The sequence below is a fragment of the Pseudocitrobacter sp. CD920760 genome (assembly GCF_057782505.1).
On record NZ_CM173490.1, the window covers coordinates 1,872,452 to 1,897,514 of the forward strand.

Below are 25,063 nucleotides of genomic sequence, written 5' to 3' on the forward strand. Positions count from 1 at the left end.
ACCGGGAATCCAGGAGAGTTCATGTACTACCCCTTCGTTCGTAAAGCCCTTTTCCAGCTCGATCCTGAGCGCGCTCATGAATTTACTTTTCAATCATTACGCCGGGTAACCGGAACGCCGTTTGAAGCGCTGGTTCGCCAGAAAGTGCCTTCAAAACCGGTGAGCTGTATGGGATTGACCTTCAAAAATCCGCTGGGTCTGGCGGCAGGTCTGGACAAAAATGGCGAGTGCATTGATGCGCTCGGTGCGATGGGTTTTGGTTCGATCGAAATCGGCACCGTCACACCGCGCCCACAGCCGGGGAACGATAAGCCGAGGATCTTCCGTCTGGTTGATGCCGAAGGTTTGATCAACCGTATGGGCTTTAATAATCTGGGTGTTGATAACCTGGTTGAGAACGTTAAAAAAGCACATTTCGACGGCGTGCTGGGTATTAATATCGGTAAAAATAAAGATACGCCGGTTGAGCAGGGTAAAGATGACTATCTGATTTGTATGGAAAAAATCTATGCCTACGCCGGATATATTGCCATCAATATCTCGTCGCCAAATACCCCAGGGCTGCGTACGCTGCAATATGGTGATGCGCTGGACGATCTGCTTTCCAGTATTAAAAATAAGCAGACTGAGCTTCAGGCGAAACACCATAAATATGTTCCTGTGGCGGTGAAGATCGCGCCGGATCTTTCTGTTGAAGAGTTGATCCAGGTTGCCGATAGTTTAGTTCGCCATAATATTGATGGGGTGATCGCCACCAATACCACATTGGATCGTTCTCTGGTTCAGGGGATGAAAAATTGCGATGAAATCGGTGGTCTGAGTGGTCGTCCATTGCAATTAAAAAGCACCGAAATTATCCGTATGCTCTCCGGCGAATTAAACGGGCGCTTGCCTATTATTGGCGTAGGCGGAATTGACTCCGTTATCGCCGCCCGCGAGAAGGTGGCAGCCGGGGCGACGCTGGTGCAGATCTATTCCGGGTTTATTTTTAAAGGCCCGCCGCTGATTAAAGAAATCGTTACCCACATCTAATCTTTTATCTCATTATGTGAACCAGGGCTTTATTTTAAGCCCTGGTTGCTTTATATTTCCTCATTGTTGCTTATTTAAACATTTTAGTCTTTTATTATTTAGGCAGTAAAAACGACGCGGGAAAGATTACACAGCAAACGGATGCTGAAATGAGGGGAGCGGACAATGCGAATTAAACCAGACGATAACTGGCGTTGGTATTATGATGAAGAGCACGATCGTATGATGCTCGATTTAGCCAATGGCATGTTGTTCCGTTCGCGTTTTGCTCGCCGGATGTTAACTCCCGATGCCTTCGACCCTACCGGATTCTGCGTTGACGACGCGGCGCTCTATTTCTCCTTTGAAGAAAAATGCCGCGACCTCGAACTCTCTAAAGAACATCGCGCTGAACTCATTCTTAATGCGCTGGTGGCGATTCGCTTCCTGAAGCCGCAAATGCCGAAAAGCTGGCATTTCCGCGCCCATGGCGATTGCTGGTCTCCGGTGACGGGTGATGCGGCGAGCGTTTGGCTGAGCGATACCGATCAACAGGTCAATCTGCTGGTGGTGGAGCCGGGTGATAACGCCGCGCTGTGTCTGCTGGCGCAGCCAGGGCTGGTGCTGGCCGGGCGAACGATGCAGTTGGGCGATGCTATCAAAGTGATGAATGACAGGCTGCAACCCCAGCCAGGCCTGGCGGGTTACAGCCTGGAGCAGGCGGTTTAACTTCGCAATTTCAACGCGGTTTTTGGCACACAGCTACAGCACAGTATGGTGCCATCGTTGCCAATCGCGCTCTTCTTGAGCGGGCTCACTTCACCTTCTTCCAGCGTAATGCGGCAGCTTCCGCAAATTCCGGCGCGGCAGGAGTAGGGAATACGAATTCCCTGCTGTTCGAGTTGTTCCAGTAACACCTGCTGGTTATTCCCGTTAAAGGTTTGTCCCTGCCAACTGATATCGACTTTGGTGGCCGCGTTATCTTCAACGGCTAACGTGTCGTCATCCGCGCCCGCGCCGTACAGTTTGCCAGGCCCGGTGGCGAGGACTTCCACTTCATCGCCCACACGAACCACGCCGCTGTTGCGCGGGATCAGGTTCTGGCCGAAATCGACGTCGCCGTTATCCTGCGCGGTGCGGAAAGACTGCAGCGTGTGCAGCGGTTCGCCGGCCGGATGTTTCTGCCCTTTTTCCGGGCTAATGGTGGTAAAAATGCAGCGGCTGCACGGCTTCACCACGTCAAAGACCACCTCGCCAATGCGCAGGGTTTTCCAGCTGTCTTCTTCCCACGCCTGTGCGCCGGTTACCACCAGATTCGGACGGAACTGTTCCATCCTGACGCTGGCAGGGCAGCGCTGCTGTAAATCGCGCAGCGAGGCTTCGTTGGTCAGCAGGTAGGGGAAACCATCGGCAAAGGAGAGCGGCACCGCGTCGTGACGTTTTACCCGACGCGTGAGCGTGTCGCCAAGCCAGCGCAGCTGCACATCGCGTTTAAAGAACGGTGACAGCCATTGATTGATCGCATCCGGGGCGATATGGGCGGTAAAATGGTTGCCCCACACCTCCGTCGGCTCAGCCTGTGCAGTGAAATCGACAAAACGCACCAGCGCGCTACTGCCGTCAGGAGCCGTAAGATGCAGACCGTCGCGGAGAATAGCGGGGGTGAAGCGCACCATCGCCGGGTACTGTCGCGCGGTGATAAACGTGCCATCGGGTTCGGTCACCATAAAGATGCGGTCGAACGCCATTCCGCTGATATCCGCGAAGGCGTGAGTGAGCCCGATACCCCTCATGGATTTCACCGGGTGAATGAAAAGTCGCGATAACGTCAGCATGACGCATTCCCTGAGTCAGAAATAAGCCTTTAACTTTATGACATGGGGCCGAGATTGGCTATAATGCGCAACAATTTTCTGCAAGTAAAAGTGATGATATGAATTCTCTGTTTGCCAGTACGGCCCGTGGGCTGGAAGAGCTGTTAAAAACTGAACTGGAAGGTCTGGGCGCGCAAGAGTGCAAAGTAACCCAGGGTGGGGTCCATTTTCAGGGAGACACGCGCCTTCTTTATCAAAGCCTGATGTGGAGTCGCCTGGCGTCGCGCATCATGATGCCGCTGGGTGAGTGCAGTGTCTGGAGCGATCTGGACCTCTATCTCGGCGTGCAGGCGATCAACTGGACGGAGATCTTCACCCCGAACGCCACTTTTGCCGTGAGCTTTAACGGGCTGAACGATGAGATCCGTAACAGCCAGTACGGTGCGCTGAAGGTAAAAGACGCCATCGTCGATGCCTTTACGCGCAAGAATTTGCCGCGCCCGAATGTCGATCGTGAAAATCCGGACCTGCGCATCAACGTGCGGTTGAACAAAGAGAAGGCGTTTATCTCTCTCGATCTGAGCGGTGAGGGCCTGCATCTGCGCGGCTACCGCGATCGTACCGGTCTGGCGCCAATCAAAGAAAACCTCGCGGCGGCGATTGTCATGCGTTCTGGCTGGGTGCCGGGTACGCCAATGCTCGATCCGATGTGTGGTTCCGGTACGCTGCTGATTGAAGCGGCGATGTGGGCGACCGATCGCGCGCCGGGGCTGCATCGCGGCCACTGGGGCTTTGGCGGCTGGGCGCAGCACGACGACGCAATCTGGCAGGAAGTGAAAGCCGATGCGCAAACCCGCGCACGGGCAGGCCTTGCGGCTTATGAATCGCGTTTTTACGGCTCTGATACCGACCGTCGCGTAGTGGAAATTGCGCGCAGTAACGCCCGTCGCGCCGGTATTGGCGAGCTGATTACCTTCGAACAAAAGGATGTGGCGCAGCTGAGCAATCCGCTGCCGAAAGGCCCGTACGGTACCGTTATCAGCAACCCGCCATACGGCGAGCGTCTGGAGAGCGAACCGGCGCTGATTGCCCTGCACAGCCTGCTGGGCCGCATCATGAAAAACCAGTTTGGCGGCTGGAATCTGTCGCTGTTTAGCGCCTCGCCGGAACTGCTGAGCTGCGTTTCGCTGCGTGCTGAACGCCAGTTTAAAGCCAAAAACGGCCCGCTGGATTGTATCCAGAAGAACTATCACGTGTCGGAAAGCACCGGCGAAGTGAAGGCCACCGTCGCGGAAGACTATGCCAACCGTCTGCGCAAAAATCTCAAGAAACTTGAGAAGTGGGCGAAGCAGGAAGGTATTGAGTGCTATCGTCTATACGATGCCGATCTGCCGGAGTATAACGTGGCGGTGGATCGCTACGCCGACTGGGTCGTCGTGCAGGAATATGCGCCGCCGAAAACCGTTGATGCGCACAAAGCACGTCAGCGCCTGTTTGATATTATTGCCGCAACCATCGCCGTGCTGGGCATCGCGCCAAACAAGTTGGTGCTGAAAACCCGTGAGCGCCAGAAAGGCAAAAATCAGTACGAGAAAATGAACGAGAAGGGCGACTTCATGGAGGTGAGCGAATATAACGCCCGCCTGTGGGTTAACCTGACCGACTACCTCGATACTGGCCTGTTCCTCGACCACCGCATCGCCCGTCGCATGCTGGGTCAGATGAGTAAAGGCAAAGATTTCCTTAACCTCTTCTCCTACACCGGTAGCGCCAGCGTGCATGCGGGCCTGGGCGGCGCGCGTTCCACGACCACGGTCGATATGTCGCGCACCTACCTCGAGTGGGCCGAGCGCAACCTGCGTCTGAATGACCTGACCGGTCGTGCTCATCGCCTGATGCAGGCGGATGTGCTTGCCTGGCTGCGCGATACCGACGAACAGTTCGACGTGATCTTCATCGATCCGCCGACCTTCTCCAACTCAAAACGTATGGAAGATGCGTTTGATGTTCAGCGCGATCACCTGCGCCTGATGAAAGACCTGAAGCGTCTGCTGCGTAAGGGCGGCACCATCATGTTCTCGAACAACAAACGCGGTTTCCGTATGGATCACGACGGCCTGGCCGAACTGGGACTGAAAGCACAAGACATTACCCATAAAACACAGTCTCAGGATTTCGCCCGTAACCGTCAGATCCACAACTGCTGGCTGATTACCGCAGCCTGAAAGGAATAAAGAATGTCATTAATTAGTATGCATGGTGCGTGGCTGTCGTTCAGCGATGCGCCACTCCTCGACAATGCTGAACTGCATATCGAAGATAACGAACGTGTCTGTCTGGTTGGCCGTAACGGCGCGGGCAAATCGACGCTGATGAAGATCCTGAACCGCGAGCAGGGTCTGGACGACGGGCGCATCATTTACGAACAGGACCTGGTTGTGGCGCGTCTGCAACAGGACCCGCCGCGCAACGTGCAGGGCAGCGTGTATGATTTCGTCGCCGAAGGCATTGAAGAACAAGCGGTTTACCTGAAGCGTTATCACGATGTCTCGCATCTGGTCATGACCGACCCGAGCGATAAGAATTTACAGGAACTGGCGAAAATCCAGGAGCAGCTGGATCACCACGGCCTGTGGCAGCTTGAAAACCGCATTAACGAGGTGCTGGCGCAGTTAGGCCTCGAACCTGATATGGAGCTGGCATCGCTTTCTGGCGGCTGGCTGCGTAAGGCGGCGTTAGGCCGTGCGCTGGTCAGCGCGCCGCGCGTGCTGCTGCTTGACGAACCAACGAACCACCTCGATATCGAAACTATCGACTGGCTGGAAGGGTTCCTGAAGACATTTAAAGGCACCATTATTTTCATCTCGCACGACCGTTCGTTTATCCGCAATATGGCCACCCGTATTGTCGATCTCGATCGCGGTAAGCTGGTCACCTATCCGGGTAACTACGATCAGTACCTCATCGAAAAAGAAGAGGCACTGCGTGTTGAAGATCTGCAAAACGCCGAGTTCGACCGCAAACTGGCGCAGGAAGAAGTGTGGATCCGTCAGGGCATCAAAGCGCGTCGTACCCGTAACGAAGGCCGCGTTCGCGCACTGAAAGCGATGCGTAATGAACGTAGCGCACGCCGTGAAGTGATGGGCAGCGCCAAAATGCAGGTCGAAGAAGCATCTCGCTCCGGTAAAATTGTCTTTGAAATGGAAGATGTTAACTACCAGGTTGACGGCAAAGTGCTGGTGAAAGATTTCTCCGCTCAGGTGCAGCGTAGCGATAAAATCGCGCTGATTGGCCCGAACGGCTGCGGTAAAACCACGCTGCTGAAACTGATGCTGGGTCAGTTACAGGCCGACAGTGGTCGAATTCATGTCGGTACCAAGCTGGAAGTGGCTTACTTCGATCAGCACCGCGCAGAGCTGGACCCGGATAAAACGGTGATGGACAACCTGGCGGAAGGCAAACAGGAAGTGATGGTGAATGGTAAACCTCGCCACATCCTGGGTTATTTACAGGACTTCCTGTTCCATCCGAAACGCGCCATGACGCCGGTGCGTGCGCTTTCCGGTGGTGAGCGTAACCGTCTGTTGCTTGCTCGATTATTCCTAAAACCCAGCAACCTGTTGATTCTCGATGAACCGACCAACGACCTGGATGTCGAAACGCTCGAACTGCTGGAAGAGCTGATTGATGGTTATCAGGGCACCGTTTTGCTGGTCAGCCACGATCGTCAATTTGTTGATAACACCGTCACCGAATGCTGGATCTTTGAAGGCAACGGTAAAATTGGTCAGTATGTCGGCGGTTATCACGATGCGCGCGGACAACAGAGCCAATCACAGGCGCAAAAACAAGCTATTGTTAAGAAAACAGCCGAAGCGACGCAGTCGAAAGCAGAAACTGTTAAGCGAACCAGTACCAAACTAAGCTATAACCTGCAGCGCGAGCTGGAGCAGCTTCCGCAAAAGCTGGAAGAGCTGGAAGCGAATCTGGAATCGTTGCAGGCACAGGTTGCTGATGCCTCCTTCTTCAGCCAGCCGCACGACCATACGCAAAAAGTGTTGTCTGATTTGACGCAGGCCGAGCAGGCGTTAGAAGAGGCGTTCGAACGCTGGGAATATCTGGAAGCGTTAAAAAACGGTGCCTGATACCGAGGAGTTTTCATGTGCGATCAACATCATGCCGCGCGGCATATTCTGTGCCGTCAATGTGACATGCTGGTGGCGTTGCCGCACCTTGAACATCGACATAAAGCGGAGTGCCCACGCTGCGGCACGACGCTGACCACCGTATGGGACGAGCCGAGAACCCGTCCCACTGCTTATGCCATTGTCGCGCTTTTCATGCTGGTGCTGGCGAACCTCTTCCCCTTTATTTATATGAAGGTAGCTGGGGTTAACAGCGAGATTGAGCTGCTGGAAATTCCGCGCGTGCTGTTTACCGAGGACTACGCCAGCCTGGGCACCTTCTTTATGCTGTTTGTGCAGCTGGTGCCTGCCTTTTGCCTGGTCACCGTTTTATTGCTGGTGAATCGGGTAAAAATGTCGGTCAGTGTGAAGGCCTATCTCGCCAGAATCCTCTTTCAGCTGAAATCCTGGGGCATGGCAGAAATCTTTCTCGCGGGTGTGCTGGTCAGTTTCGTGAAGCTGATGGCCTATGGTGATATTGGAATTGGCAGCAGTTTCATTCCCTGGTGTCTTTTCTGCATCCTGCAATTGCGCACTTTCCAGTGCGTCGATCGCCGCTGGTTATGGGACGACATTGCCCCGATGCCGGTGCTTAAAACTGAACCCCAGCCCGGTGTGACGGGGATTCGCCAGGGGCTGCGTTCGTGCGCGTGTTGCACCGCCATTTTGCCTGCTGATGAACACGTTTGTCCGCGCTGTCACTCAAAAGGATACGTGCGCCGCAAAAACAGCCTGCAATGGACGATGGCGCTGCTGGTCACTTCTATCATTCTTTATCTTCCGGCGAATATTCTGCCGATCATGATTACCGATCTGCTGGGCGACAAAATGCCCTCGACGATCCTCGCCGGGGTGATTTTGCTGTGGAGCGAAGGTTCCTACCCGGTGGCGATGGTCATTTTTATTGCCAGTATTATGGTGCCGACGCTGAAGATGATTGCCATCGCGTGGCTGTGCTGGGATGCGAAAGGGCATGGCCGTCGCGACAGCGAGCGCATGCATCTGATTTATGAGGTGGTGGAATTCGTTGGCCGCTGGTCGATGATCGATGTGTTTGTAATAGCAGTGCTTTCTGCATTAGTAAGAATGGGCGGACTGATGAACATCTACCCGGCGATGGGCGCACTGATGTTTGCGCTGGTCGTGATAATGACCATGTTTTCCGCAATGACCTTTGACCCTCGACTGTCGTGGGATCGGGATCCGGAATCAAGCCATGAGGAATCGTAATAGCATGGAAACGAAGAGTGGGGAGGCCAAAGTGCAGAAGGTGAAGAACTGGTCTCCGGTCTGGATCTTCCCGATTGTCACTGCGCTGATTGGTGCATGGATCTTGTTTTACCACTACAGCCACCAGGGGCCGGAGGTGACGCTCATCACCACCAATGCCGAGGGAATTGAAGGCGGTAAAACCACGATTAAAAGTCGTAGCGTTGACGTGGGCGTGGTGGAAAGCACTACGCTGACGGACGATCTCACGCACGTGGAAATTAAAGCGCGCCTGAATGCCGGTATGGAAAAACTGTTGCACAAAGACTCCGTTTTCTGGGTCGTCAAACCGCAGGTTGGGCGTGAAGGGATCAGCGGCTTAGGCACACTGCTTTCGGGGGCCTATATTGAGCTGCAGCCGGGCAACAAAGGCGGGAGAGAGGAGGATTACCAACTCCTCGACCAGCCGCCGCTGGCACCGCCGGATGCGAAAGGCATTCGCGTGATCCTCGACAGCAAAAAAGCCGGGCAGCTGAATCCGGGCGATCCGGTTCTGTTCCGTGGTTACCGCGTCGGATCCGTCGAAACCAGTACCTTTGATGCGCAGAAACGCGCCATCAGTTACCAGCTGTTTATCACCGCGCCAAACGATCGTCTGGTGACCAGTAACGTTCGCTTCTGGAAAGACAGCGGCGTAGCGGTCGATCTGACCTCTGCCGGGATGCGCGTAGAGATGGGCTCGCTCACCACGCTGTTTAGCGGCGGTGTCAGTTTTGACGTGCCGGAAGGGCTGGATCTCGGTCAGCCGGTGACAGAAAAAAGCGCATTCCGCCTCTATGACGATCAAAAAAGTATTCAGGACTCTCTCTATACCGAGCACCTTGATTACCTGATGTTCTTCAAAGATTCCGTACGTGGCCTGCAACCCGGCGCGCCCGTTGAGTTCCGCGGTATTCGCCTGGGAACGGTCGGTCAGGTGCCATTTGATGTGAAAGGTCTGCGTCAGGCGCTGAACAACGACTATCGTATTCCGGTGCTGATCCGTATCGAACCAGAACGTCTGGCAAATCAGCTGGGCGAACACCCGGATCTGGGCAAACATCTTGAAGAGCTGATGAAACGTGGCCTGCGCGGCTCGCTTAAAACCGGTAACCTGGTGACCGGCGCGCTGTATGTTGACATGGACTTCTATCCGAAAGAGCCGCAGATGACCGGTATCCGTGAATTTAGCGGTTATCAGATTATCCCGACCGTGAGTGGCGGCCTGGCGCAGATCCAGCAGCGTCTGATGGATACGCTGGACAAATTCAACAACTTGCCGCTGAATCCGATGATCGAGCAGGCGACCAATACGTTGACCGAAAGCCAGCGCACCATGCGTCAGCTGCAAACGACGCTGGATAATCTGAATAAGATTACGGCCAGCCAGTCGATGCAGCAGCTGCCAGAAGACATGCAGAAAACGCTGCGCGAGCTGAATCGCAGTATGCAGGGCTTCCAGCCGGGCTCGGCTGCTTACAACAAAATGGTCGCGGATATGCAACGTCTGGATCAGGTGCTGCGTGAGCTGCAACCGGTTCTGAAAACGCTGAACGAGAAGAGTAACGCGCTGGTGTTTGAAGCGAAGGATAAAAAAGATCCAGAGCCTAAGAGGGCGAAACAATGAAAAAATGGATAGTGCTGGCGGCGGCCTGCCTGCTGGCAGCCTGTAGCAGCAGCAGTGAGAATAAAACCTACTATCAGCTGCCGGTGGACAAAGGCACGGTGCAAAACAGCGCCAGCTCCGGCAGCCGTCTGCTGTGGGTAGAGCAGGTCTCGGTTCCGGATTACCTCGCCGGGAGCGGCGTGGTGTATCAGACCAGCGACGTGCAGTATGTGATTGCCAGCAATAACCTGTGGGCCAGCCCGCTTGACCAACAGCTGCGTACCACGCTTATCGCCAACCTGAGCAACCAGTTGCCAGGTTGGGTGATTGCGTCGCAACCCCTGGGTCACGATCAGGACACGCTCAACGTGTCGGTGAATGGCTTCCACGGGCGCTATGATGGGAAAGTCATTGTCAGCGGCGAATGGCTGCTGAACCATCAGGGGCAGCTGATTAAGCGTCCGTTCCACATTGAACTGGCGCAGCAGAAAGATGGTTATGATGAGATGGTGAAAATGCTGGCGCAAGCCTGGAGTCAGGAAGCGGTCTCGATTGCTCGCTCTCTCAATCAGCAACTATAAGTAGAATTAATAGTACTTAATACCGCCGTGGGTGCGAAATCCACGGCGGTTTTTTTGTTTTTATGCTCAGCAGGTTAGTTGTCCCGCCTCACATTTTTTGTACAAATGAACTCTTGGGTAGCTCACAAATATGACACTGGCGTGAATTTTGCGCATTGACGATCGTGATGATTCAGGTTATTCGTAATGTGTGGTTGCACACTTTGTAATCACTGTTTTCATTTCCACCAGATAAAAGTAATGAGGGAAACGAGGCATGAAGAGACAAAAACGAGATCGCCTGGAACGGGCACATCAGCGTGGGTATCAGGCCGGTATTGCCGGTAAGTCGAAGGAGATTTGTCCTTACCAGACGTTAAATCAACGTTCACACTGGCTCGGAGGCTGGCGAGAAGCCATGGAGGACAGGACAGTTATCGCCTGACGCTGTCTCTTTAGAAGAAACCTCCGCTATGCGGAGGTTTCGCGTTAATACGAGGTCTTAGAACGCAGAAGTATCCTGGAACAACCCAACCTTCAGGTCGTTAGCGGTATAGATCAGACGACCATCAACCAGCACTTCGCCATCCGCCAGACCCATGATCAGACGACGGTTAACGATGCGTTTGAAGTGAATGCGGTAGGTCACTTTCTTCGCGGTCGGCAGAACCTGACCGGTGAATTTTACTTCACCCACGCCCAGCGCACGGCCTTTGCCTTCACCGCCAAGCCAGCCAAGATAGAAGCCTACCAGCTGCCACATGGCGTCCAGACCCAGACAGCCTGGCATCACCGGGTCGCCGATGAAGTGGCAACCGAAGAACCACAGATCCGGGTTGATATCGAGCTCTGCTTCAACATAGCCCTTATCAAAATTGCCGCCCGTTTCGGTCATTTTAACGACACGATCCATCATCAGCATGCTAGGGGCTGGCAACTGCGGGCCTTTCGCGCCAAACAGTTCACCGCGACCAGAGGCAAGAAGATCTTCTTTTGTATAAGATTCGCGTTTATCTACCATGTTTTCAGTAAGCCTTATTTTGAGTTCGGGACGCAGGATAGCTAACACGTGTACGCTGAACAAGTCCGATCAGTTCGAATTGAACCAGCCCAGCCAGCGCAACGGCCACGGATAACGATGCCGCGCGTCGGGCTGTGAGGCCTGCGCGATACGTTCCTGAATCGTTTGCAACAAATTCGTCTGCCCTTCAGCATCCCAGTTCAACTGGGTGAGAAGCGGCAGGGCCTCGGTCACATCATCGACCGCCCAGATAGAAAATTGTCCGGCTTCAACCGCTTCCTGAACATCCATTGACAAACTCAAATGGCGCACGTTGGCGTTGGGAATAATCACGCCCTGTTTGCCGTTCAAGCCACGCTGTTGACAGATAGTAAAGAAGCCTTCGATTTTTTCATTTAGACCGCCAACCGGCTGCGCACGTCCAAACTGATCGACGGAACCGGTGATGGCGATGCTTTGATTGATAGGTACGCCGGAAAGGGCGCTTATCAAGGCACACAGCTCAGCCATGGACGCGCTATCGCCATCCACTTCGCTGTAGGACTGTTCAAAGGTTAACGATGCAGAGAACGGGATTTGCTGATCGAGTTCGAGTTCTGACATCAGAAACGCCTGCATGATCATCATGCCTTTAGCGTGAATATTGCCGCCAAGCTCGGCTTTGCGTTCGATATCCGTGAATTCGCCGTCACCGATGTGCACGACGCAGCTGATGCGAGAAGGTTCACCAAAGGCGCGTGGGTGGCCAGGGAATTCAATCACCGACAGGGCGTTAATCTGCCCGACACACTCACCTTCGGTTTCAATCAGAATCTGCTCAAGCAGGATCTCGTCCTGCATCCGTTCGGCCAGATAACCTTCGCGCCACTGACGCTGTTCGAGCATGGTTTTGAGCTGCTCGTCGCCAATGGTTTCACCTTCGCAGAACGGCGCAGTTTCGCGCAACTGGCGGCTAATCCACAGCGGACAAAGCGGCAGCGTTTCCTGATCGCCGGTGTAGCGAGCGCCTTCCTGAATCAGACGCGGCCAGGCATCGGCCGCGAGCATCGGCAGGTTTGCATCACGCGCGACCTGCTGAACCCACTGACACCACTGTTTTATGGTCTCTTCATCGGTGAGCTGCAAATTGTCTTCATACTCGCAGTAGAGCGATTTTTCAGCCAGTTCAGGTTCCATTTCCTGGAAATCGGCCAGCGCATCACGATCGCCAACCAGCATCACTTTCAGCGACAGCGGCATGGAAGGAATCGTGACGGGTAACGGTCGTGACTCATCAAAGGATAGCCACTCAAAACGCTGCTGGGTCACCTGCGATTTTAGACGCATCCACAGCAGGGGCTGAGCCAGTAATGCGCGCAGAGAGAGAATGAGTACGCCACCGTTGGCTTTGTGCACCAGACCAGGCTGAAGCGAAATATCGCCATTAAACTGACGCACGCAGCCGAACAGTTGCTCGGCTTCCACCCAATCGGCAAAAATGACCGGGCCAGAGCTCGCGAAATTATCATCCGGCGATGTTGCCGGAGCGACGCTGACCTGGCCTGCGGCGATGGTATAGTTCACGCCGGTCAGGAGAGACGCTGAATCGCCACGCAAGGCGAAGGTCGTGTTGTTAAGCAGTTGCAGGTACGCTTTTTCTTCTGGCGCTTTCACCAGTAAAAAGTCGCTGACGCCCTGAGGGTGCAGAAACTGCTCCAGAGCATAGTGCAAACGAGCCTGCAGCTCGCTGAATAAGGATTCATTAACTGACGAGATTTCAGGCAGTGTAAATAGCGCCTGGTACGCATCAGTCGCAGGGGCAAGGTCGCGCCGGGAAAGAGTATTTATGGTCAAAGTCGCTATTTTTAGTCAGATGTAAAGCGCGAGATTATACCTTATGCCGCAGGGAAGCTCACGGAGAATAGGGCGGTTATTCTGATATCGCCGACATTGTCTTCACACTCACTGATTTCTTCTCAGCACATTGGCAAAAAACTGATATCCTGAAAAGAGTTACACGGTCACCTTGGGATCGCAATGAAATATCAACAACTGGAAAATCTTGAGAGCGGGTGGAAGTGGAAGTACCTGGTGAAGAAGCACCGGGAAGGCGAACCGATCACCCGTTACATTGAAACCAGCGCCGCGCAGGAAGCGGTTGATCTCCTGCTGAAACTTGAGCATGAGCCGGTACAGGTGAATGAGTGGATTGCACAGAATATCAATCCCGGCCTGGTGAACCGCATGAAGCAGACGATTCGCGCGCGCCGCAAACGTCATTTTAACGCCGAGCATCAGCATACGCGTAAGAAGTCGATAGATCTGGAATTCGCTGTCTGGCAGCGTCTGGCAGGCCTGGCTCAGCGCCGCGGCAAAACGCTGTCAGAAACCATTGTGCAGCTGATTGAAGACGCGGAAAACAAAGAGAAATATGCCTCGAAGATGAGCACCCTGAAGCAGGATTTACAGGCGCTATTAGGCAAAGAATAAGCGTTTAAACCTTTTCTTCAGGCCAAAAAAAACCCCGCATCGCGGGGTTTTTTCATAAGACGATAACTTAAGCCTGCGGCTGAGCTACAACGTCTTTGATGCCTTTAACTTCGATCTCTACGCGACGATCCGGGGCCAGGCAGTCGATCAGTGCAGCGCGAGCTTTCACGTTGTCACAGGTGTTGCCGGTAACCGGGTTGGATTCGCCCATGCCACGTGCAGAGATTTTGTCAGAAGGAATACCTTTAGAGATCAGGTAATCAACAACGGACTGAGCACGTTTCTCGGACAGACCCTGGTTGTAAGCGTCAGAACCGATGCGGTCAGTGAAGCCCAGAACAACTACGGAACCGTCTTTCGGATCCAGGTTGCTCAGCTGGCTGTACATCTGATCCAGAGCCTGCTGGCCTTCTGGTTTCAGAGTTGCTTTGTTGAAGTTGAACAGAACGTCAGACTTCAGAGTGAAGTGTTTGGTCTGTACTTCTGGAGCCGGAGCCGGAGCCGGTGCAACTACTGGAGCTGCATCTTCCTGCTGGCCGAAACGGTAGGAAACACCTACGCTCAGCAGGCCGTTGTCCGGACGACCACCAACGGTGTTCGCGTCACCGATGTTGTTAGTCCACTGGTATTCCAGACGGGTAGCGATGTCACGGGTAACCGCGTATTCAACGCCGCCAGCGAATACTGGGGATACGCCAGTGTCGTGGTCTTTGAAGCCGGTGTTGTTTTTAGCGTCTGCACGCCAAACCATACCACCCAGACGAGTGTAGATGTCCAGATCGTCAGTGATTGGGTAACCCAGTTTAGCGGTCAGCTGAACGCCCTGAGCTTTGAAAGCACCGTTCTGCTCGCTGCCTTTGTACGGCATACGGCCTAACCAGTCATAACCCATTTCGAAACCAACGTACGGGTTAACCTGATAACCACCGAAGGCACCAGCGCCCAGTTGGCTTTCATGGGTCGGACCGTTGTTGTTGATCTGGTTGTTGCCGACATCGTGGAACTGAGACCAGCCCAGTTTAGCACCAGTATACCAGGTGTTATCTTTCGGAGCGGCCTGCGCTACGGTAGCGAAACCAGCCAGTGCCACTGCAATCGCGATAGCTGTCTTTTTCATTTTTTGCGCCTCGTTATCATCCAAAATTTGCCATGAAAATCTAAAAGACTCACGGTTAAATCCTTCACCGGGGGCGTGACTTATTAATTACTCAGCAGATCTCTGCGGCGTAAGCTGATCACCCCTGGCGATGTAAAGTCTACAACGTAGTTGGAAACTTACAAGTGTGAACTCCGTCAGGCATATGAAAAAAAAGGGGTTGTATACACAATATTTAACATTTACGGCTAGAATTTATGCGAGATAAAATTCTGAGAACCGCATCACACCAGCGTTCACAGGATTTCCAGCTCCTGAAACATGCCTGTAACGAGACTGCAAAAAAAATTCCAGGAAAATTCCTAATTTCTTTTAATGATACAAATTTGAGTGAATTTTTAGCCCATTCAGTTGTCCTGCTGGATGAGAGGACGAGTTAACCGGGCGCATGATAAACGCCATGGCGTTTCCTTCCTCGGCCGCACTCATCAACCGGGCATGTTCCTGCTCCGACAATTCTTCCGCCACCCAGGCGATAACCACACTATAGTTTCCTGTACGTAATGCGCGCTCCATGGAGTCGAGCATGTTGTACGAGGACATCTGGCGAAGCTGCATGACCTTGGACAATGGCAGACCGGAAGACTGAACCCACTGGCGGCTCAACTTTTGTTGCGGCGTGAGCCACAGCTGCCAGCGAGATTGCTGACCCAGCTGTTGCAATAAAGGCAGCAGCAGTAACTGCGCCATCATGGGCTGATCTTCACGATAAACCACTTCGCTCACCAGGGCAGGGGAGGCCTGTACAGGAGACGCGAATGCGCGATGCGTCGCAGGCACTGCCGCGACGGAAGAACGATTTACAACACCAGATGTATACATAGCTAATCCAACCTTGTGGGTTACTGTATGAATATACAGTACTACCCCTGTCACGAAAGATCAACCTCATTTTCTGAAAGCGACTCGCAAAATCGCACATCAAATTCACGCAATCCTTGCCGTGCTGGCGGAAGTTTCTTATGTTGCTCATTACTGGATCTATTAACGACTTTAATGCTCATAATTACATGATTAGTAAGGGATAATCATGAAAAAAATATCTTATAAACGGATTTATCAATCCCAGGAATACCTCGCACCGCTGGGCGTCGTGCGCTCCCGTTCGCTGTTTGGCGGTTATAGTCTTTCGGTTAACAACACCGTTTTCGCCATGGTCTCAGAAGGGGAACTTTATCTTCGGGCCTGTGAAGATACAGCGGTGTATCAACGCAAAGTGAAAACGCCACTTCTGACGCTTAAAAAGCGAGGCGGCCCGCTTCAACTTAACTATTTCCGCGTCGATGAGGCGCTATGGCAGAACCAAAAAATGTTGCTGCGATTAAGTAAGTATTCGTTAAAAGATGCGCAACGGGAGAAAAAAGGGCGTCTGGTATCGCAACGATTAAAGGATCTGCCAAATCTTTCCTTTCATATGGAACTGCTTATGGCGGAGGCCGGGATATGTAATGTGGCGGATTTGCAACGACTGGGCGCAAAAGACGCGTGGGCGAAATTACGCCGTCTGCGCGAGAATCTGAGCGTGGGGTTTATTTTATCGCTCGAAGGGGCGTTGACGGGCGTTCATGCCGCAGCTGTTCCGCTGCGGCGGCGCGATGAGTTGATTGACTGGGCAAGCGCGCTGAACATTCACACGCCCGCCCAGGTCGATTAGGCAAGAACGCGTTGCTGCAAACGGCAAATTTCCGGCAGCAGGGCAACGAGCAAGCCAATTTGTTGCAGAACCAACGGCTCTTTACTGTCCGGGCGTGGTTCAAGGTGGCGGATGCGTTCCGCCAGCCCGGTCAGCGCTTCCTGAACACGCTCTTCATCCGTTGGCAGGTGATGGAAAGCGTCATCGACATAGCACACGGCATCGTCCAGCAGCGCCAGAATATCCGGGTTAGTCAGCTTTTCACGGTGTGCGCCCAGTGCGGAGATATAGCTGGTGAGCGTATGGTTCAGGCACAGCAAACGGAATGCCGTTTCCCGCATCTCACTGGTGACCTTGGGTTCCGTCGACATGTTCGATACCACCGACGCCAGCTCAGCATCGCGGTTATGCGCGTCGCGGCGGGCGATGCGATAGGCAAGACGGTTATCGCGGCCCTGATGATACTGCTCAAGGATGGCATCCAGATAGCGGCAGTTGGCATCCACCGCGCGCGCCAGCACCCGTGGGAGGTTACGGAACTTCCAGTCCGGCCAGATGAAGCTGACGGCGAACCAGGCGATACCACAACCGATCAGCGTGTCGATAACGCGCGGCAGCGCCACCTCAAAGCCTTCGCCCAGCAGGTTGAAGCACAACAACACCAGCAGGGTAATGAACATGGTGGCGTGGGCGTACTGCACGTTACGGAAGGCGAAGAACAGCACCCCGGTTATCACAATCAGTGCCAGTTGCCCTTCCAGCGACGGCACCAGCAACAGAACCGGAATACCTAACGCCACGCCGACCAATGTACCGATAATACGCAATGCCAGACGGTGGCGCGTGGCGTTGTAGTTGGGCTGGCAAACAAACAGGCTGGTGAGCAAAATCCAGTAACCGTGGTTCAGGCCGGTAAACTGAATAAACGCATACCCTGCGCAAAGCACCAGCGACATTCTGACCGCATGACGGAACAGGGCGGAATCGGGAGACATATTCATGCTCAAACGCAGGCGAATATCGCTAAAGCCGTGCAGGCCGTCATCGGCGAGCAGGGTTTCCGTTTCGCTTTTCGCCTGAGCTTCCGCCTGTTCGGATTCGATGGTGGCCAGTTGCGCGTCAATCGCCCGCAGATTATTGAGCAGAAAACCCAACGCTTTCATCTGTTCTGGCGACGCGCCGCTCGCCCGAACGCGATCTAACGCGGCATCCAGATGGGTAAATGCCCGCTCAAAGCGGCTGTCATGCTGGTAAGGCGTACGTAGCAGAATCGCTTTCGACAGCTGCTGGCAAGCCTGCGCCTGCATAGACAGCAGACGCTGGAAGCGGAACATCACGTCGCTGTAGCGGAAGTTATCGCGCAACGTCTGATACTGGATATGCGAGGAACTGGCCCGCTCGTGGATATCCTGCGCCACAAAATAGTAGTGCAGCGTGCGACGCGTCCCGCGCTGGCCACGGTCGCCGCGCAGACGCGTCAGCAATGAGGTTTTGGTCTGGTTGAGCGTCGCCATTAGCTTGCCGTTTGCCAGCGCCAGTTCATACAGCGGAGCCTGGTTTTCGTCTTCAATATCCGGGTCGAACAGGCGTGATTTCAGTTCCAGATAATGTGCCAGCTGTTCATAGCTGCGCGCGATATTATCCTGCAACGGGCGGATCGGGAAAATCAGATGCCCGGTGAGAGTCAGCAGGTTATACCAGACGGCGCCGGCAATCAGCAGCATCGGTTGCTGATACCACTGGGAATAGAGGGAAACGCCCAGCATGGTATAGATGGCAATCAGCAACGCGCCAAAGGCTATTGTGGCGTAGCGTTGCCCCAGGCAACCTAACAGAATAAACCCGGTGGTCGATACCGTCAGCCCCAGCGCAAACAGCCACGGCCAGGGGAAGAGCAACTCGACGGAAGCGGAAGCAATAAAGAAGCAGATAAGCGTAATCACCAGATTACGCAGGCGTCCGGCTAAACGATCGTCAAGGTCGGTCAGCGCCGCCGCAACGACGCCGAGGGTTAACGGAATGGTCAGTTTTGAATCGCCTAGCCACCACGGCAGCGCCGTGGTGCCACACAGGGCGATAAAAATCCTGACGTTATAAAGCCATGCGCTGTTCCATGTATAGCGGCGTAGCAGGGGACTTAACATAAAGAGAATCAGCCCCGATTACTGGAAGCGACGACGCGCATTGGCTTCGCGCGCGGCGCGAGCCACTTCAACCGGTACTACGCGACGGCCAACCGGCCACAGCGCAATCGCCGCGATTTTAAAGTTGGCGATGCCCACCGGAATCCCGATGATGCTGATGCATTGCGCAATACCTACTGCGATATGCGACAAGCACAGCCACCAGCCAAACAGCACCAGCCAGACGATATTGAGCACGGTGCCTCCCGCATTCAGCACGCTGTTTTTCGACTGCGGCTCCAGTTCATCAACATGCACCGCTTCGTTGCCGTAAGGGATCAGCGACAGTTTGGTTATCTCCCAGCAGGAACGGGTGAGCGGCAGAGTGATAATAAAAATGATGCTGAAGAACGTTGCTACCAGCCAACCCAGGGTTGTGGCAAAACCACCTAATACAAAATTTAAAATATTCAGAACGGTACGCATAAATCCTCTGTGCGGCCTGTGAATAATAAGTCCGGGTAATTGTAACGTTTTTTTGCGCTGGAGCACCTATTCTCTGGCGGTTACACTGTGTGATATCGAAAAAGTCAGGATTCGGCGAAGATGGAATTAAGAGCGACAACGTTGGGCAAGCGCATGGCGCAGCATCCTTACGATCGGGTTGAGCTTCTCAACGCGGGGGTTAAGGTATCGGGCGAACAGCATGAATATCTCATTCCTTTCAATCAGTTGTTGTCGATTAACTGCAAGCGCGGGCTGGTATGGGGCGAGCTGGAATTTGTCCTGCCCGAAGATAAAGTTGTCCGTCTGCACGGTACAGAGTGGGGCGAAACCCAACGTTTTCATCGTCACTTAATCACCCGCTGGCAGGCATGGAGCCAGGAGATGAGCGACATTTCCGCCGATGTGTTACAGCAACTGCTGGCGGAAATTGCTGACAATAACGACGCCGGGAAATGGCTTACCCGCCAGCAGACTGCGACTATCCGTCAGCGGATTTTGCATGCGCTGGAAGGTTTGCCGGTGCCGGTGAGTCGCCTGGATAGCTTCGACAACTGTCGCGAGGCGTGGCATCAGTGCCAGGCCTGGCTCAACGATGTGGAAGCCAGCCGTCAGGCGCATAATCAGCGCTATACCGACTCGATGCTGGAACAGTACGCCGATTTCTTCGAACAGGTTGAATCCTCACCGCTTAACGATTCTCAGGCGCGCGCGGTGGTGAACGGTGAACGTTCGCTGCTGGTGCTGGCGGGCGCAGGGAGCGGTAAAACGTCGGTGCTGGTGGCACGCGCAGGCTGGCTGATGACACGCGGCGAAGCGGCAGCTGAGCAAATCTTACTGCTGGCATTTGGACGCAAAGCGGCGCAGGAGATGGATGAGCGTATACAGGAGCGTCTGCATACGGATGCGATATCCGCGCGAACCTTCCATTCCCTGGCGTTGCACATCATTCAGCAGGGCAGTAAAAAAGTGCCGGTGGTCAGCAAACTGGAAAATGACACCGCCGCCCGCTACAAACTTTTCACCGACTGCTGGCAGCAGCAGTGCAAAGAGAAAAAAGCCCAGGCCAAGGGCTGGCGCTTATGGTTGCAGGAAGAGATGGGCTGGGAGGTTGGCGAAGACAATTTCTGGAATGATGCGAAGATCCTCAAACGGATGGGCAGCCGACTGGATCGCTGGGTTAGCCTGATGCGCATGCATGGCGGTACGCAGGCCGAGATGATCGACAACGCGCCGGAAGAGGTTCGTGAACTGTTCGGCAAGCGCGTTAAGCTGATGGCCCCGCTGCTGAAAGCGTGGAAAACCGCGCTAAAAGAAGAGAACGCGGTGGACTTCTCCGGGCTGATTCACCAGGCGATTAACGTGCTGGAAAAAGGGCGCTTTGTCAGCCCCTGGAAACACATTCTGGTCGATGAGTTTCAGGATATCTCCCCACAGCGCGCGGCCTTGCTGGCAGCGCTGCGTAAGCAGAATTCACAAACTACGCTATTTGCCGTGGGGGATGACTGGCAGGCAATTTATCGTTTCAGCGGCGCACAGTTGTCGCTTACGACTGCCTTTACGCACTATTTCGGCGAGGGCGATAACTGCGCGCTGGATACCACCTATCGCTTCAACGGTCGCATCGGTCAGATAGCCAACCGTTTTATTCAACAAAACCCGCACCAGCTGCATAAGCCATTAAACAGCCTGACGGCCGGGGATAAAAAGGCGGTTACCCTGTTGCCGGACGATCAGCTTGATGCGCTGTTTGACAAGCTAAGCGGTTACGTCACGGCGGAGCAGCGTATTCTGGTGCTGGCGCGTTATCACCATCTGAAACCGGCCGCACTGGAAAAAGCCGCCACCCGTTGGCCGAAGCTGAATATCGATTTTATGACCGTGCATGCCAGTAAAGGTCAGCAGGCGGATTACGTGATTGTGCTGGGGTTGCAGGAAGGGCAGGATGGTTTCCCGGCACCCGCGCGGGAATCAATCATGGAACAAGCGTTGCTGCCGGAGCCGGAGGATTTTATCGACGCGGAAGAACGCCGTTTGCTGTATGTGGCGATGACTCGCGCCCGACACCGCGTGTGGTTGATGTTCAACAAAGAGAATCCATCGCCGTTTGTCGAAACGCTTAAACAGCTGGATGTACCGGTGGCGCGTAAACCCTGAAAAAGAAACCCGGCGTGATAGCCGGGTTGATGAATTACTTCAGACGATCGGCAAGATAACGCTGATAATCCGGAATCAAAATATCCACCGGGTCGCTGAAATGCGGCGACTGAATAATGAGATCTGCCGTTGAGGCGTTGGTGGCGACCGGAATGTTCCAGACGGTCGCCAGACGCAGCAGCGCTTTGACGTCCGGATCGTGCGGCACGGCGTTCAGCGGGTCCCAGAAGAAAATCAGCACATCAATTTTCCCTTCCGAGATCAGCGCGCCAACCTGCTGATCGCCGCCCATCGGGCCGCTCAACAGCGCATTCACTTCCAGACCCGTGGCGCGCGCCACCAGGTTTCCGGTAGTGCCGGTCGCCGATAACGCGTGCTGTGCCAGCACAGCTTTGTGGCGATCGACCCATTTCATAAGCATATCTTTGCAGTGGTCGTGGGCAACCAGCGCAATGTGTTTGCGCGCAGGCAGTGTGCGAGTGGTGAGTTCCATAGCGTAATATCCTGATCAATAAATGCAGACAGATTACTGGATGGGAATACTGCTGCAAGCTTTAAGGGTAAAAAATATGATGAGTGGTGAAATTGGCGGCAGTGCGCGCGTTTATGGCTGGCCTGGACGGATTGACGTACACTTAGCGCAAAGGCCAGGAGGATAATGATGACTGAAAGTGATATTGCAGACATTTTGAACACTACGCGCACCATTGCGCTGGTTGGCGCAAGTGACAAACCAGATCGCCCAAGCTATCGGGTGATGAAATATTTGCTGGATCAGGGTTACCACGTGATTCCTGTCTCGCCAAAAGTGGCGGGTAAAGAGTTGTTGGGTCAGAAGGGCTATGCAACGCTTGCGGACGTGCCGGAAAAAATCGATATGGTTGATGTTTTCCGTAACTCAGAAGCAGCCTGGGGCGTGGCGCAGGAAGCGGTAGCCATAGGGGCAAAAGTACTGTGGTTACAGCTGGGTGTGATTAACGAACAGGCGGCCGTGCTGGCGCGCAATGCAGGGCTGAGCGTGGTGATGGATCGCTGTCCGGCGATAGAAATCCCGCGTCTGGGGCTGGCGAAATAATCGATTCCGCCCGGTGGATCACACGGGCGGTCTCTGATTTTCCTGCGTACAGAACGCCGTTAAACGGTCAGGGCGTCCACGACATCGGCGACGCTGACAACGGCTTTAATGCCGCCAATTCCGGTTCCCAAAGAGATATAACCTTCATCCGTATTGCCTTCCAGCATGCCTAACCGCAAGCCACGAAGCCCGCCCATCGCCTGGCCAATTTCCTCTTTACTGGCCCCGGACTTGTCCATAGCGACCAGTTTCTCAGTCAGTTTCCCCGGCAGAGAACGGTAGTAGTCCGGCAGGGTACGGAACAGACTTAAATCCAGCCCGTTTGCCGCGACAATTTTTTCTTTAATCGATTGCGGTACGCGGTTTTCCAGCGTGCTGATAAACACTGAACCCGCGAAGACACCTTCCGCGCCCAATGCGTGGGCGGCTCTGGCCGTACGTTGATCAACAATCCCCCCGGCGGCGAGTACAGGCACGTTTTCTACAGCATCGACGATCATCGGGACGATGGAGAAGGTGCCAAACGCGGTGGCAGGCAGGGTTCCGCCTTCGTCAAAACCGGTCGCTACGATGATATCCGCGCCAGCGCGTTCGGCTTCACGGCTGTTGGCGGGCGTGGGGTTGATATCACGATAAATAATGGCAATGCCGGCGGCTTTTAGCTCCTCAAACAGCGCAGGAATAATCGCGCCTTCGCCGTAACCGGTATAGACCACGGCTTTCACCGCTTCGTCTTTGACAACCTGCAAGATGCCCGGCGTCCAGATGTCGTTTTGCGGCGAAGGGATAAGATTCACCGCAAACGGCTTTTCGGTTAATTGCTTGGTTTTGCGGATCTCTTCGCGCATTTTCTCGGCGGTTTCTTGCGGGGTAGAGACCGCCGTTTCAGCGGTAAGGCCTGCGTTTGGCCCCAAAACCCCCAGCCCACCGGCGTTGCTTACGGCGGCAACCAAACACGCATCGGTTAACCACGAGAGTGGGCCCTGAATAACCGGTTTTTCAATGCCTAAAATCTGGCAGATACGATTCGTTTTCATGATCTTATTTCCTCGTCACGAACTCATTTCTGGTGTGGGAGGGAGTGTATAGCGATTTATTGTTCATAAAAATAGTGAAAAAAGTTCTTCACTGTTATTAAATTAGTAACAATAGAAACTGGCGACGGTCACCGCACATGCAATTGAATCTGTTTGATAATATTAAGATATTCATGGAGATAGTCGACGCCGGAAGCTTTACACAAGCGGCGGAAAATCTGGAACTGCATCGCCCGGCGGTCACTAAAGCGGTGCAGCAGCTGGAAACGCAATGTGGCGTCCGCTTACTTCAACGCACCACGCGCCGCATCGCGTTAACTTCGGAAGGCGAAGAGTTTTACCGCCGTAGCAAACCTTTGTTGTATCAGGCCGATGAACTCCTGGCATCATTTGCGCCGGACCGCCCCTTACACGGGCAGCTGCGCGTCGATATGCCGGTTGCCTTTGCGCGTCAGTTGGTGGTTCCCCGGCTCGCTGAGTTTTATGCCGAACACCCTGACCTTGAGATTATCCTCACCGGTAGCGATGTACGGCGCGATATGCTGCGCGAGGGGCTGGACTGCATGCTGCGCGTCGGAAAGCTCGATGACGGTGACTATATGGCGCGCCCGATGGGTGAGGTGAGGAGAATGACCTGCGCCAGCCCCGGGTATCTTGCACAGTATGGCACGCCGCAGACGCTTGACGATCTGCGCCATCATCAGGCTGTTAACTGGATTGTCAGCAATAATCGCGAGATCGTGCCCTGGCACTTTACGACGTCTCAGGGCGTCGAAGAACGCGTTCTGCCGGGGCGATTGATTCTGGATAATGCCGAGGTCTATATTTCGGCGGGTCTTTCCGGGCTTGGATTGTTGCAGGGGATGAATTTCTTCTTACAGCCCTATATCGATAGCGGGCAGTTGGTTGAGGTACTGCCGAATTTTCCCTGCCCATCGCGTAAGTTATCGCTTATCTACCCGCATCGGCATCTGCCGCAGAAGGTGAGAGTATTTGCGCAGTGGCTGGAAACCGTGTTGCAGGCGTTATGATCGAAATAATGTAAAAAAACACCGCTCACGCAAGTGAACGGTGTGATTACGGTGTAGAACGGGGGGTTAGTTACGTAGTCGCGGCGCCTGAAGCTGCTGGCGAATAGTACGCGCCAGCTCATCCATCGAAGGTTGTTCCGGATGATCTTCACGCACTTCACCGCTCAGTTGCGCTTCAGCCAGATAGGTATGAACCGGCTGGCCGTCTTCATCTTCCATGACCACGTGATACCACGGCAGCATACGCAGTTCATCGTTTGCCGCCAGTTCATCGGGCTCTGGTTCATCAAGTGAGTATTCCGGGTCGATATCGACAACCACGCCCAGATACCCTAATAAGGAATGACGGACCTGTTGGCCGATACCGAATTTGCTGGCAATCATAGTCACCTCCCGGGAAACATTAACTCCATACAATATGAGGTCGTTGTTTC

The 25,063-nt window shown here is 54.0% G+C and carries 23 protein-coding genes; 13 read left to right on the forward strand and 10 right to left on the reverse strand.

The window, feature by feature from the left end:
• Positions 1-21: 21 nt before the first annotated feature.
• Both pyrD and zapC read left to right on the forward strand, forming a co-directional pair.
• On the forward strand, positions 22-1,032 hold the full coding sequence (pyrD, locus tag AC1MKH_RS08495; RefSeq protein WP_276217925.1) for a quinone-dependent dihydroorotate dehydrogenase: 1,011 nt from the start codon (positions 22-24) through the stop codon (positions 1,030-1,032).
• A 165-nt stretch (positions 1,033-1,197) separates the two neighbouring features.
• The gene (gene zapC, locus AC1MKH_RS08500; protein ID WP_276217923.1) at positions 1,198-1,740 is read left to right on the forward strand and encodes a cell division protein ZapC; all 543 of its coding nucleotides are present in this window, start codon (positions 1,198-1,200) and stop codon (positions 1,738-1,740) included.
• Here the strand turns inward: zapC and AC1MKH_RS08505 are convergent.
• Complete coding sequence (locus tag AC1MKH_RS08505) at positions 1,737-2,846, reverse strand: YcbX family protein (RefSeq protein WP_276217921.1); 1,110 nt, start codon at positions 2,844-2,846, stop codon at positions 1,737-1,739. The two genes, zapC and AC1MKH_RS08505, sit on opposite strands and share 4 nt — an antisense overlap.
• Positions 2,847-2,944: 98 nt before the next feature.
• Here AC1MKH_RS08505 and rlmKL point away from each other — a divergent pair, with 98 nt between their 5' ends.
• The 6 genes from rlmKL (at position 2,945) to rmf (ending at position 10,868) form a co-directional block, all read left to right on the forward strand.
• Positions 2,945-5,050, forward strand: a complete 2,106-nt coding sequence (rlmKL, locus tag AC1MKH_RS08510) for a bifunctional 23S rRNA (guanine(2069)-N(7))-methyltransferase RlmK/23S rRNA (guanine(2445)-N(2))-methyltransferase RlmL (RefSeq protein WP_276217919.1) — start codon at positions 2,945-2,947, stop codon at positions 5,048-5,050.
• 12 nt (positions 5,051-5,062) lie between these two features.
• On the forward strand, positions 5,063-6,970 hold the full coding sequence (locus AC1MKH_RS08515) for an ABC transporter ATP-binding protein (RefSeq protein ID WP_231827809.1): 1,908 nt from the start codon (positions 5,063-5,065) through the stop codon (positions 6,968-6,970).
• A 15-nt stretch (positions 6,971-6,985) separates the two neighbouring features.
• On the forward strand, positions 6,986-8,239 hold the full coding sequence (gene pqiA, locus AC1MKH_RS08520) for a membrane integrity-associated transporter subunit PqiA (RefSeq protein ID WP_276217916.1): 1,254 nt from the start codon (positions 6,986-6,988) through the stop codon (positions 8,237-8,239).
• Between the two features lie 4 nt (positions 8,240-8,243).
• The gene (gene pqiB / locus AC1MKH_RS08525) at positions 8,244-9,884 is read left to right on the forward strand and encodes an intermembrane transport protein PqiB (protein WP_276217913.1); all 1,641 of its coding nucleotides are present in this window, start codon (positions 8,244-8,246) and stop codon (positions 9,882-9,884) included.
• Entirely contained in the window at positions 9,881-10,444 is a 564-nt protein-coding gene (gene pqiC, locus AC1MKH_RS08530; protein WP_276217910.1) for a membrane integrity-associated transporter subunit PqiC, read from the forward strand. Before pqiB ends, pqiC begins: the two co-directional genes overlap by 4 nt.
• A 256-nt stretch (positions 10,445-10,700) precedes the next feature.
• Complete coding sequence (gene rmf / locus AC1MKH_RS08535; protein WP_015965056.1) at positions 10,701-10,868, forward strand: ribosome modulation factor; 168 nt, start codon at positions 10,701-10,703, stop codon at positions 10,866-10,868.
• A 57-nt stretch (positions 10,869-10,925) separates the two neighbouring features.
• Here rmf and fabA read toward each other — a convergent pair whose 3' ends face one another.
• On the reverse strand, positions 10,926-11,444 hold the full coding sequence (gene fabA, locus AC1MKH_RS08540) for a bifunctional 3-hydroxydecanoyl-ACP dehydratase/trans-2-decenoyl-ACP isomerase (RefSeq protein WP_010429339.1): 519 nt from the start codon (positions 11,442-11,444) through the stop codon (positions 10,926-10,928).
• Positions 11,445-11,513: 69 nt separating this feature from the next.
• Positions 11,514-13,277 (reverse strand): Lon protease family protein, encoded by a 1,764-nt coding sequence (locus AC1MKH_RS08545; protein WP_276217906.1) that lies wholly within the window; start codon positions 13,275-13,277, stop codon positions 11,514-11,516.
• Between the two features lie 183 nt (positions 13,278-13,460).
• Here AC1MKH_RS08545 and matP point away from each other — a divergent pair, with 183 nt between their 5' ends.
• Positions 13,461-13,913, forward strand: coding sequence for a macrodomain Ter protein MatP (gene matP / locus AC1MKH_RS08550; RefSeq protein ID WP_015965054.1), 453 nt, complete (start codon positions 13,461-13,463; stop codon positions 13,911-13,913).
• Positions 13,914-13,980: 67 nt separating this feature from the next.
• Here matP and ompA read toward each other — a convergent pair whose 3' ends face one another.
• Positions 13,981-15,030: a porin OmpA gene (gene ompA, locus AC1MKH_RS08555; RefSeq protein WP_276217902.1), complete on the reverse strand. Its 1,050-nt coding sequence runs from the start codon at positions 15,028-15,030 to the stop codon at positions 13,981-13,983.
• A 351-nt stretch (positions 15,031-15,381) separates the two neighbouring features.
• Positions 15,382-15,891, reverse strand: a complete 510-nt coding sequence (gene sulA / locus AC1MKH_RS08560) for an SOS-induced cell division inhibitor SulA (RefSeq protein WP_276217900.1) — start codon at positions 15,889-15,891, stop codon at positions 15,382-15,384.
• A gap of 208 nt (positions 15,892-16,099) precedes the next feature.
• Between sulA and AC1MKH_RS08565 the strand changes: the two genes are divergently transcribed.
• Complete coding sequence (locus AC1MKH_RS08565; protein WP_276217897.1) at positions 16,100-16,723, forward strand: TfoX/Sxy family DNA transformation protein; 624 nt, start codon at positions 16,100-16,102, stop codon at positions 16,721-16,723.
• Here the strand turns inward: AC1MKH_RS08565 and yccS are convergent.
• Both yccS and AC1MKH_RS08575 read right to left on the reverse strand, forming a co-directional pair.
• Complete coding sequence (gene yccS / locus AC1MKH_RS08570; RefSeq protein WP_327621796.1) at positions 16,720-18,846, reverse strand: YccS family putative transporter; 2,127 nt, start codon at positions 18,844-18,846, stop codon at positions 16,720-16,722. The two genes, AC1MKH_RS08565 and yccS, sit on opposite strands and share 4 nt — an antisense overlap.
• An 18-nt stretch (positions 18,847-18,864) precedes the next feature.
• Complete coding sequence (locus AC1MKH_RS08575; RefSeq protein ID WP_276217893.1) at positions 18,865-19,311, reverse strand: YccF domain-containing protein; 447 nt, start codon at positions 19,309-19,311, stop codon at positions 18,865-18,867.
• A 120-nt stretch (positions 19,312-19,431) separates the two neighbouring features.
• Between AC1MKH_RS08575 and helD the strand changes: the two genes are divergently transcribed.
• Positions 19,432-21,486: a DNA helicase IV gene (gene helD, locus AC1MKH_RS08580; RefSeq protein ID WP_276217891.1), complete on the forward strand. Its 2,055-nt coding sequence runs from the start codon at positions 19,432-19,434 to the stop codon at positions 21,484-21,486.
• A 34-nt stretch (positions 21,487-21,520) separates the two neighbouring features.
• Here helD and mgsA read toward each other — a convergent pair whose 3' ends face one another.
• A complete protein-coding gene (mgsA, locus tag AC1MKH_RS08585; protein WP_253896788.1) occupies positions 21,521-21,979 on the reverse strand; it encodes a methylglyoxal synthase in 459 nt (152 codons plus the stop codon).
• Between the two features lie 168 nt (positions 21,980-22,147).
• Between mgsA and AC1MKH_RS08590 the strand changes: the two genes are divergently transcribed.
• On the forward strand, positions 22,148-22,561 hold the full coding sequence (locus AC1MKH_RS08590) for a CoA-binding protein (RefSeq protein WP_015965046.1): 414 nt from the start codon (positions 22,148-22,150) through the stop codon (positions 22,559-22,561).
• 59 nt (positions 22,562-22,620) lie between these two features.
• Here AC1MKH_RS08590 and AC1MKH_RS08595 read toward each other — a convergent pair whose 3' ends face one another.
• Positions 22,621-23,598 carry an NAD(P)H-dependent flavin oxidoreductase gene (locus tag AC1MKH_RS08595; RefSeq protein WP_276217888.1) on the reverse strand — a complete coding sequence of 326 codons (978 nt, stop codon included), beginning with the start codon at positions 23,596-23,598 and terminating at the stop codon, positions 22,621-22,623.
• A gap of 137 nt (positions 23,599-23,735) precedes the next feature.
• Between AC1MKH_RS08595 and AC1MKH_RS08600 the strand changes: the two genes are divergently transcribed.
• Positions 23,736-24,629, forward strand: a complete 894-nt coding sequence (locus AC1MKH_RS08600; protein WP_276217886.1) for a LysR family transcriptional regulator — start codon at positions 23,736-23,738, stop codon at positions 24,627-24,629.
• A gap of 66 nt (positions 24,630-24,695) precedes the next feature.
• Here AC1MKH_RS08600 and hspQ read toward each other — a convergent pair whose 3' ends face one another.
• Positions 24,696-25,013: a heat shock protein HspQ gene (gene hspQ / locus AC1MKH_RS08605; RefSeq protein WP_108474540.1), complete on the reverse strand. Its 318-nt coding sequence runs from the start codon at positions 25,011-25,013 to the stop codon at positions 24,696-24,698.
• Positions 25,014-25,063: the final 50 nt, after the last annotated feature.

Coding starts and splice junctions, on each gene's coding strand:
- pyrD (WP_276217925.1), top strand. CDS start 22: ATGTACTACCCCTTCGTTCGTAAAGCCCTTTTCCAGCTCGATCCTGAG.
- zapC (WP_276217923.1), top strand. CDS start 1,198: ATGCGAATTAAACCAGACGATAACTGGCGTTGGTATTATGATGAAGAG.
- AC1MKH_RS08505 (WP_276217921.1), bottom strand. CDS start 2,846: ATGCTGACGTTATCGCGACTTTTCATTCACCCGGTGAAATCCATGAGG.
- rlmKL (WP_276217919.1), top strand. CDS start 2,945: ATGAATTCTCTGTTTGCCAGTACGGCCCGTGGGCTGGAAGAGCTGTTA.
- AC1MKH_RS08515 (WP_231827809.1), top strand. CDS start 5,063: ATGTCATTAATTAGTATGCATGGTGCGTGGCTGTCGTTCAGCGATGCG.
- pqiA (WP_276217916.1), top strand. CDS start 6,986: ATGTGCGATCAACATCATGCCGCGCGGCATATTCTGTGCCGTCAATGT.
- pqiB (WP_276217913.1), top strand. CDS start 8,244: ATGGAAACGAAGAGTGGGGAGGCCAAAGTGCAGAAGGTGAAGAACTGG.
- pqiC (WP_276217910.1), top strand. CDS start 9,881: ATGAAAAAATGGATAGTGCTGGCGGCGGCCTGCCTGCTGGCAGCCTGT.
- rmf (WP_015965056.1), top strand. CDS start 10,701: ATGAAGAGACAAAAACGAGATCGCCTGGAACGGGCACATCAGCGTGGG.
- fabA (WP_010429339.1), bottom strand. CDS start 11,444: ATGGTAGATAAACGCGAATCTTATACAAAAGAAGATCTTCTTGCCTCT.
- matP (WP_015965054.1), top strand. CDS start 13,461: ATGAAATATCAACAACTGGAAAATCTTGAGAGCGGGTGGAAGTGGAAG.
- ompA (WP_276217902.1), bottom strand. CDS start 15,030: ATGAAAAAGACAGCTATCGCGATTGCAGTGGCACTGGCTGGTTTCGCT.
- sulA (WP_276217900.1), bottom strand. CDS start 15,891: ATGTATACATCTGGTGTTGTAAATCGTTCTTCCGTCGCGGCAGTGCCT.
- AC1MKH_RS08565 (WP_276217897.1), top strand. CDS start 16,100: ATGAAAAAAATATCTTATAAACGGATTTATCAATCCCAGGAATACCTC.
- yccS (WP_327621796.1), bottom strand. CDS start 18,846: ATGTTAAGTCCCCTGCTACGCCGCTATACATGGAACAGCGCATGGCTT.
- AC1MKH_RS08575 (WP_276217893.1), bottom strand. CDS start 19,311: ATGCGTACCGTTCTGAATATTTTAAATTTTGTATTAGGTGGTTTTGCC.
- helD (WP_276217891.1), top strand. CDS start 19,432: ATGGAATTAAGAGCGACAACGTTGGGCAAGCGCATGGCGCAGCATCCT.
- mgsA (WP_253896788.1), bottom strand. CDS start 21,979: ATGGAACTCACCACTCGCACACTGCCTGCGCGCAAACACATTGCGCTG.
- AC1MKH_RS08590 (WP_015965046.1), top strand. CDS start 22,148: ATGACTGAAAGTGATATTGCAGACATTTTGAACACTACGCGCACCATT.
- AC1MKH_RS08595 (WP_276217888.1), bottom strand. CDS start 23,598: ATGAAAACGAATCGTATCTGCCAGATTTTAGGCATTGAAAAACCGGTT.
- AC1MKH_RS08600 (WP_276217886.1), top strand. CDS start 23,736: ATGCAATTGAATCTGTTTGATAATATTAAGATATTCATGGAGATAGTC.
- hspQ (WP_108474540.1), bottom strand. CDS start 25,013: ATGATTGCCAGCAAATTCGGTATCGGCCAACAGGTCCGTCATTCCTTA.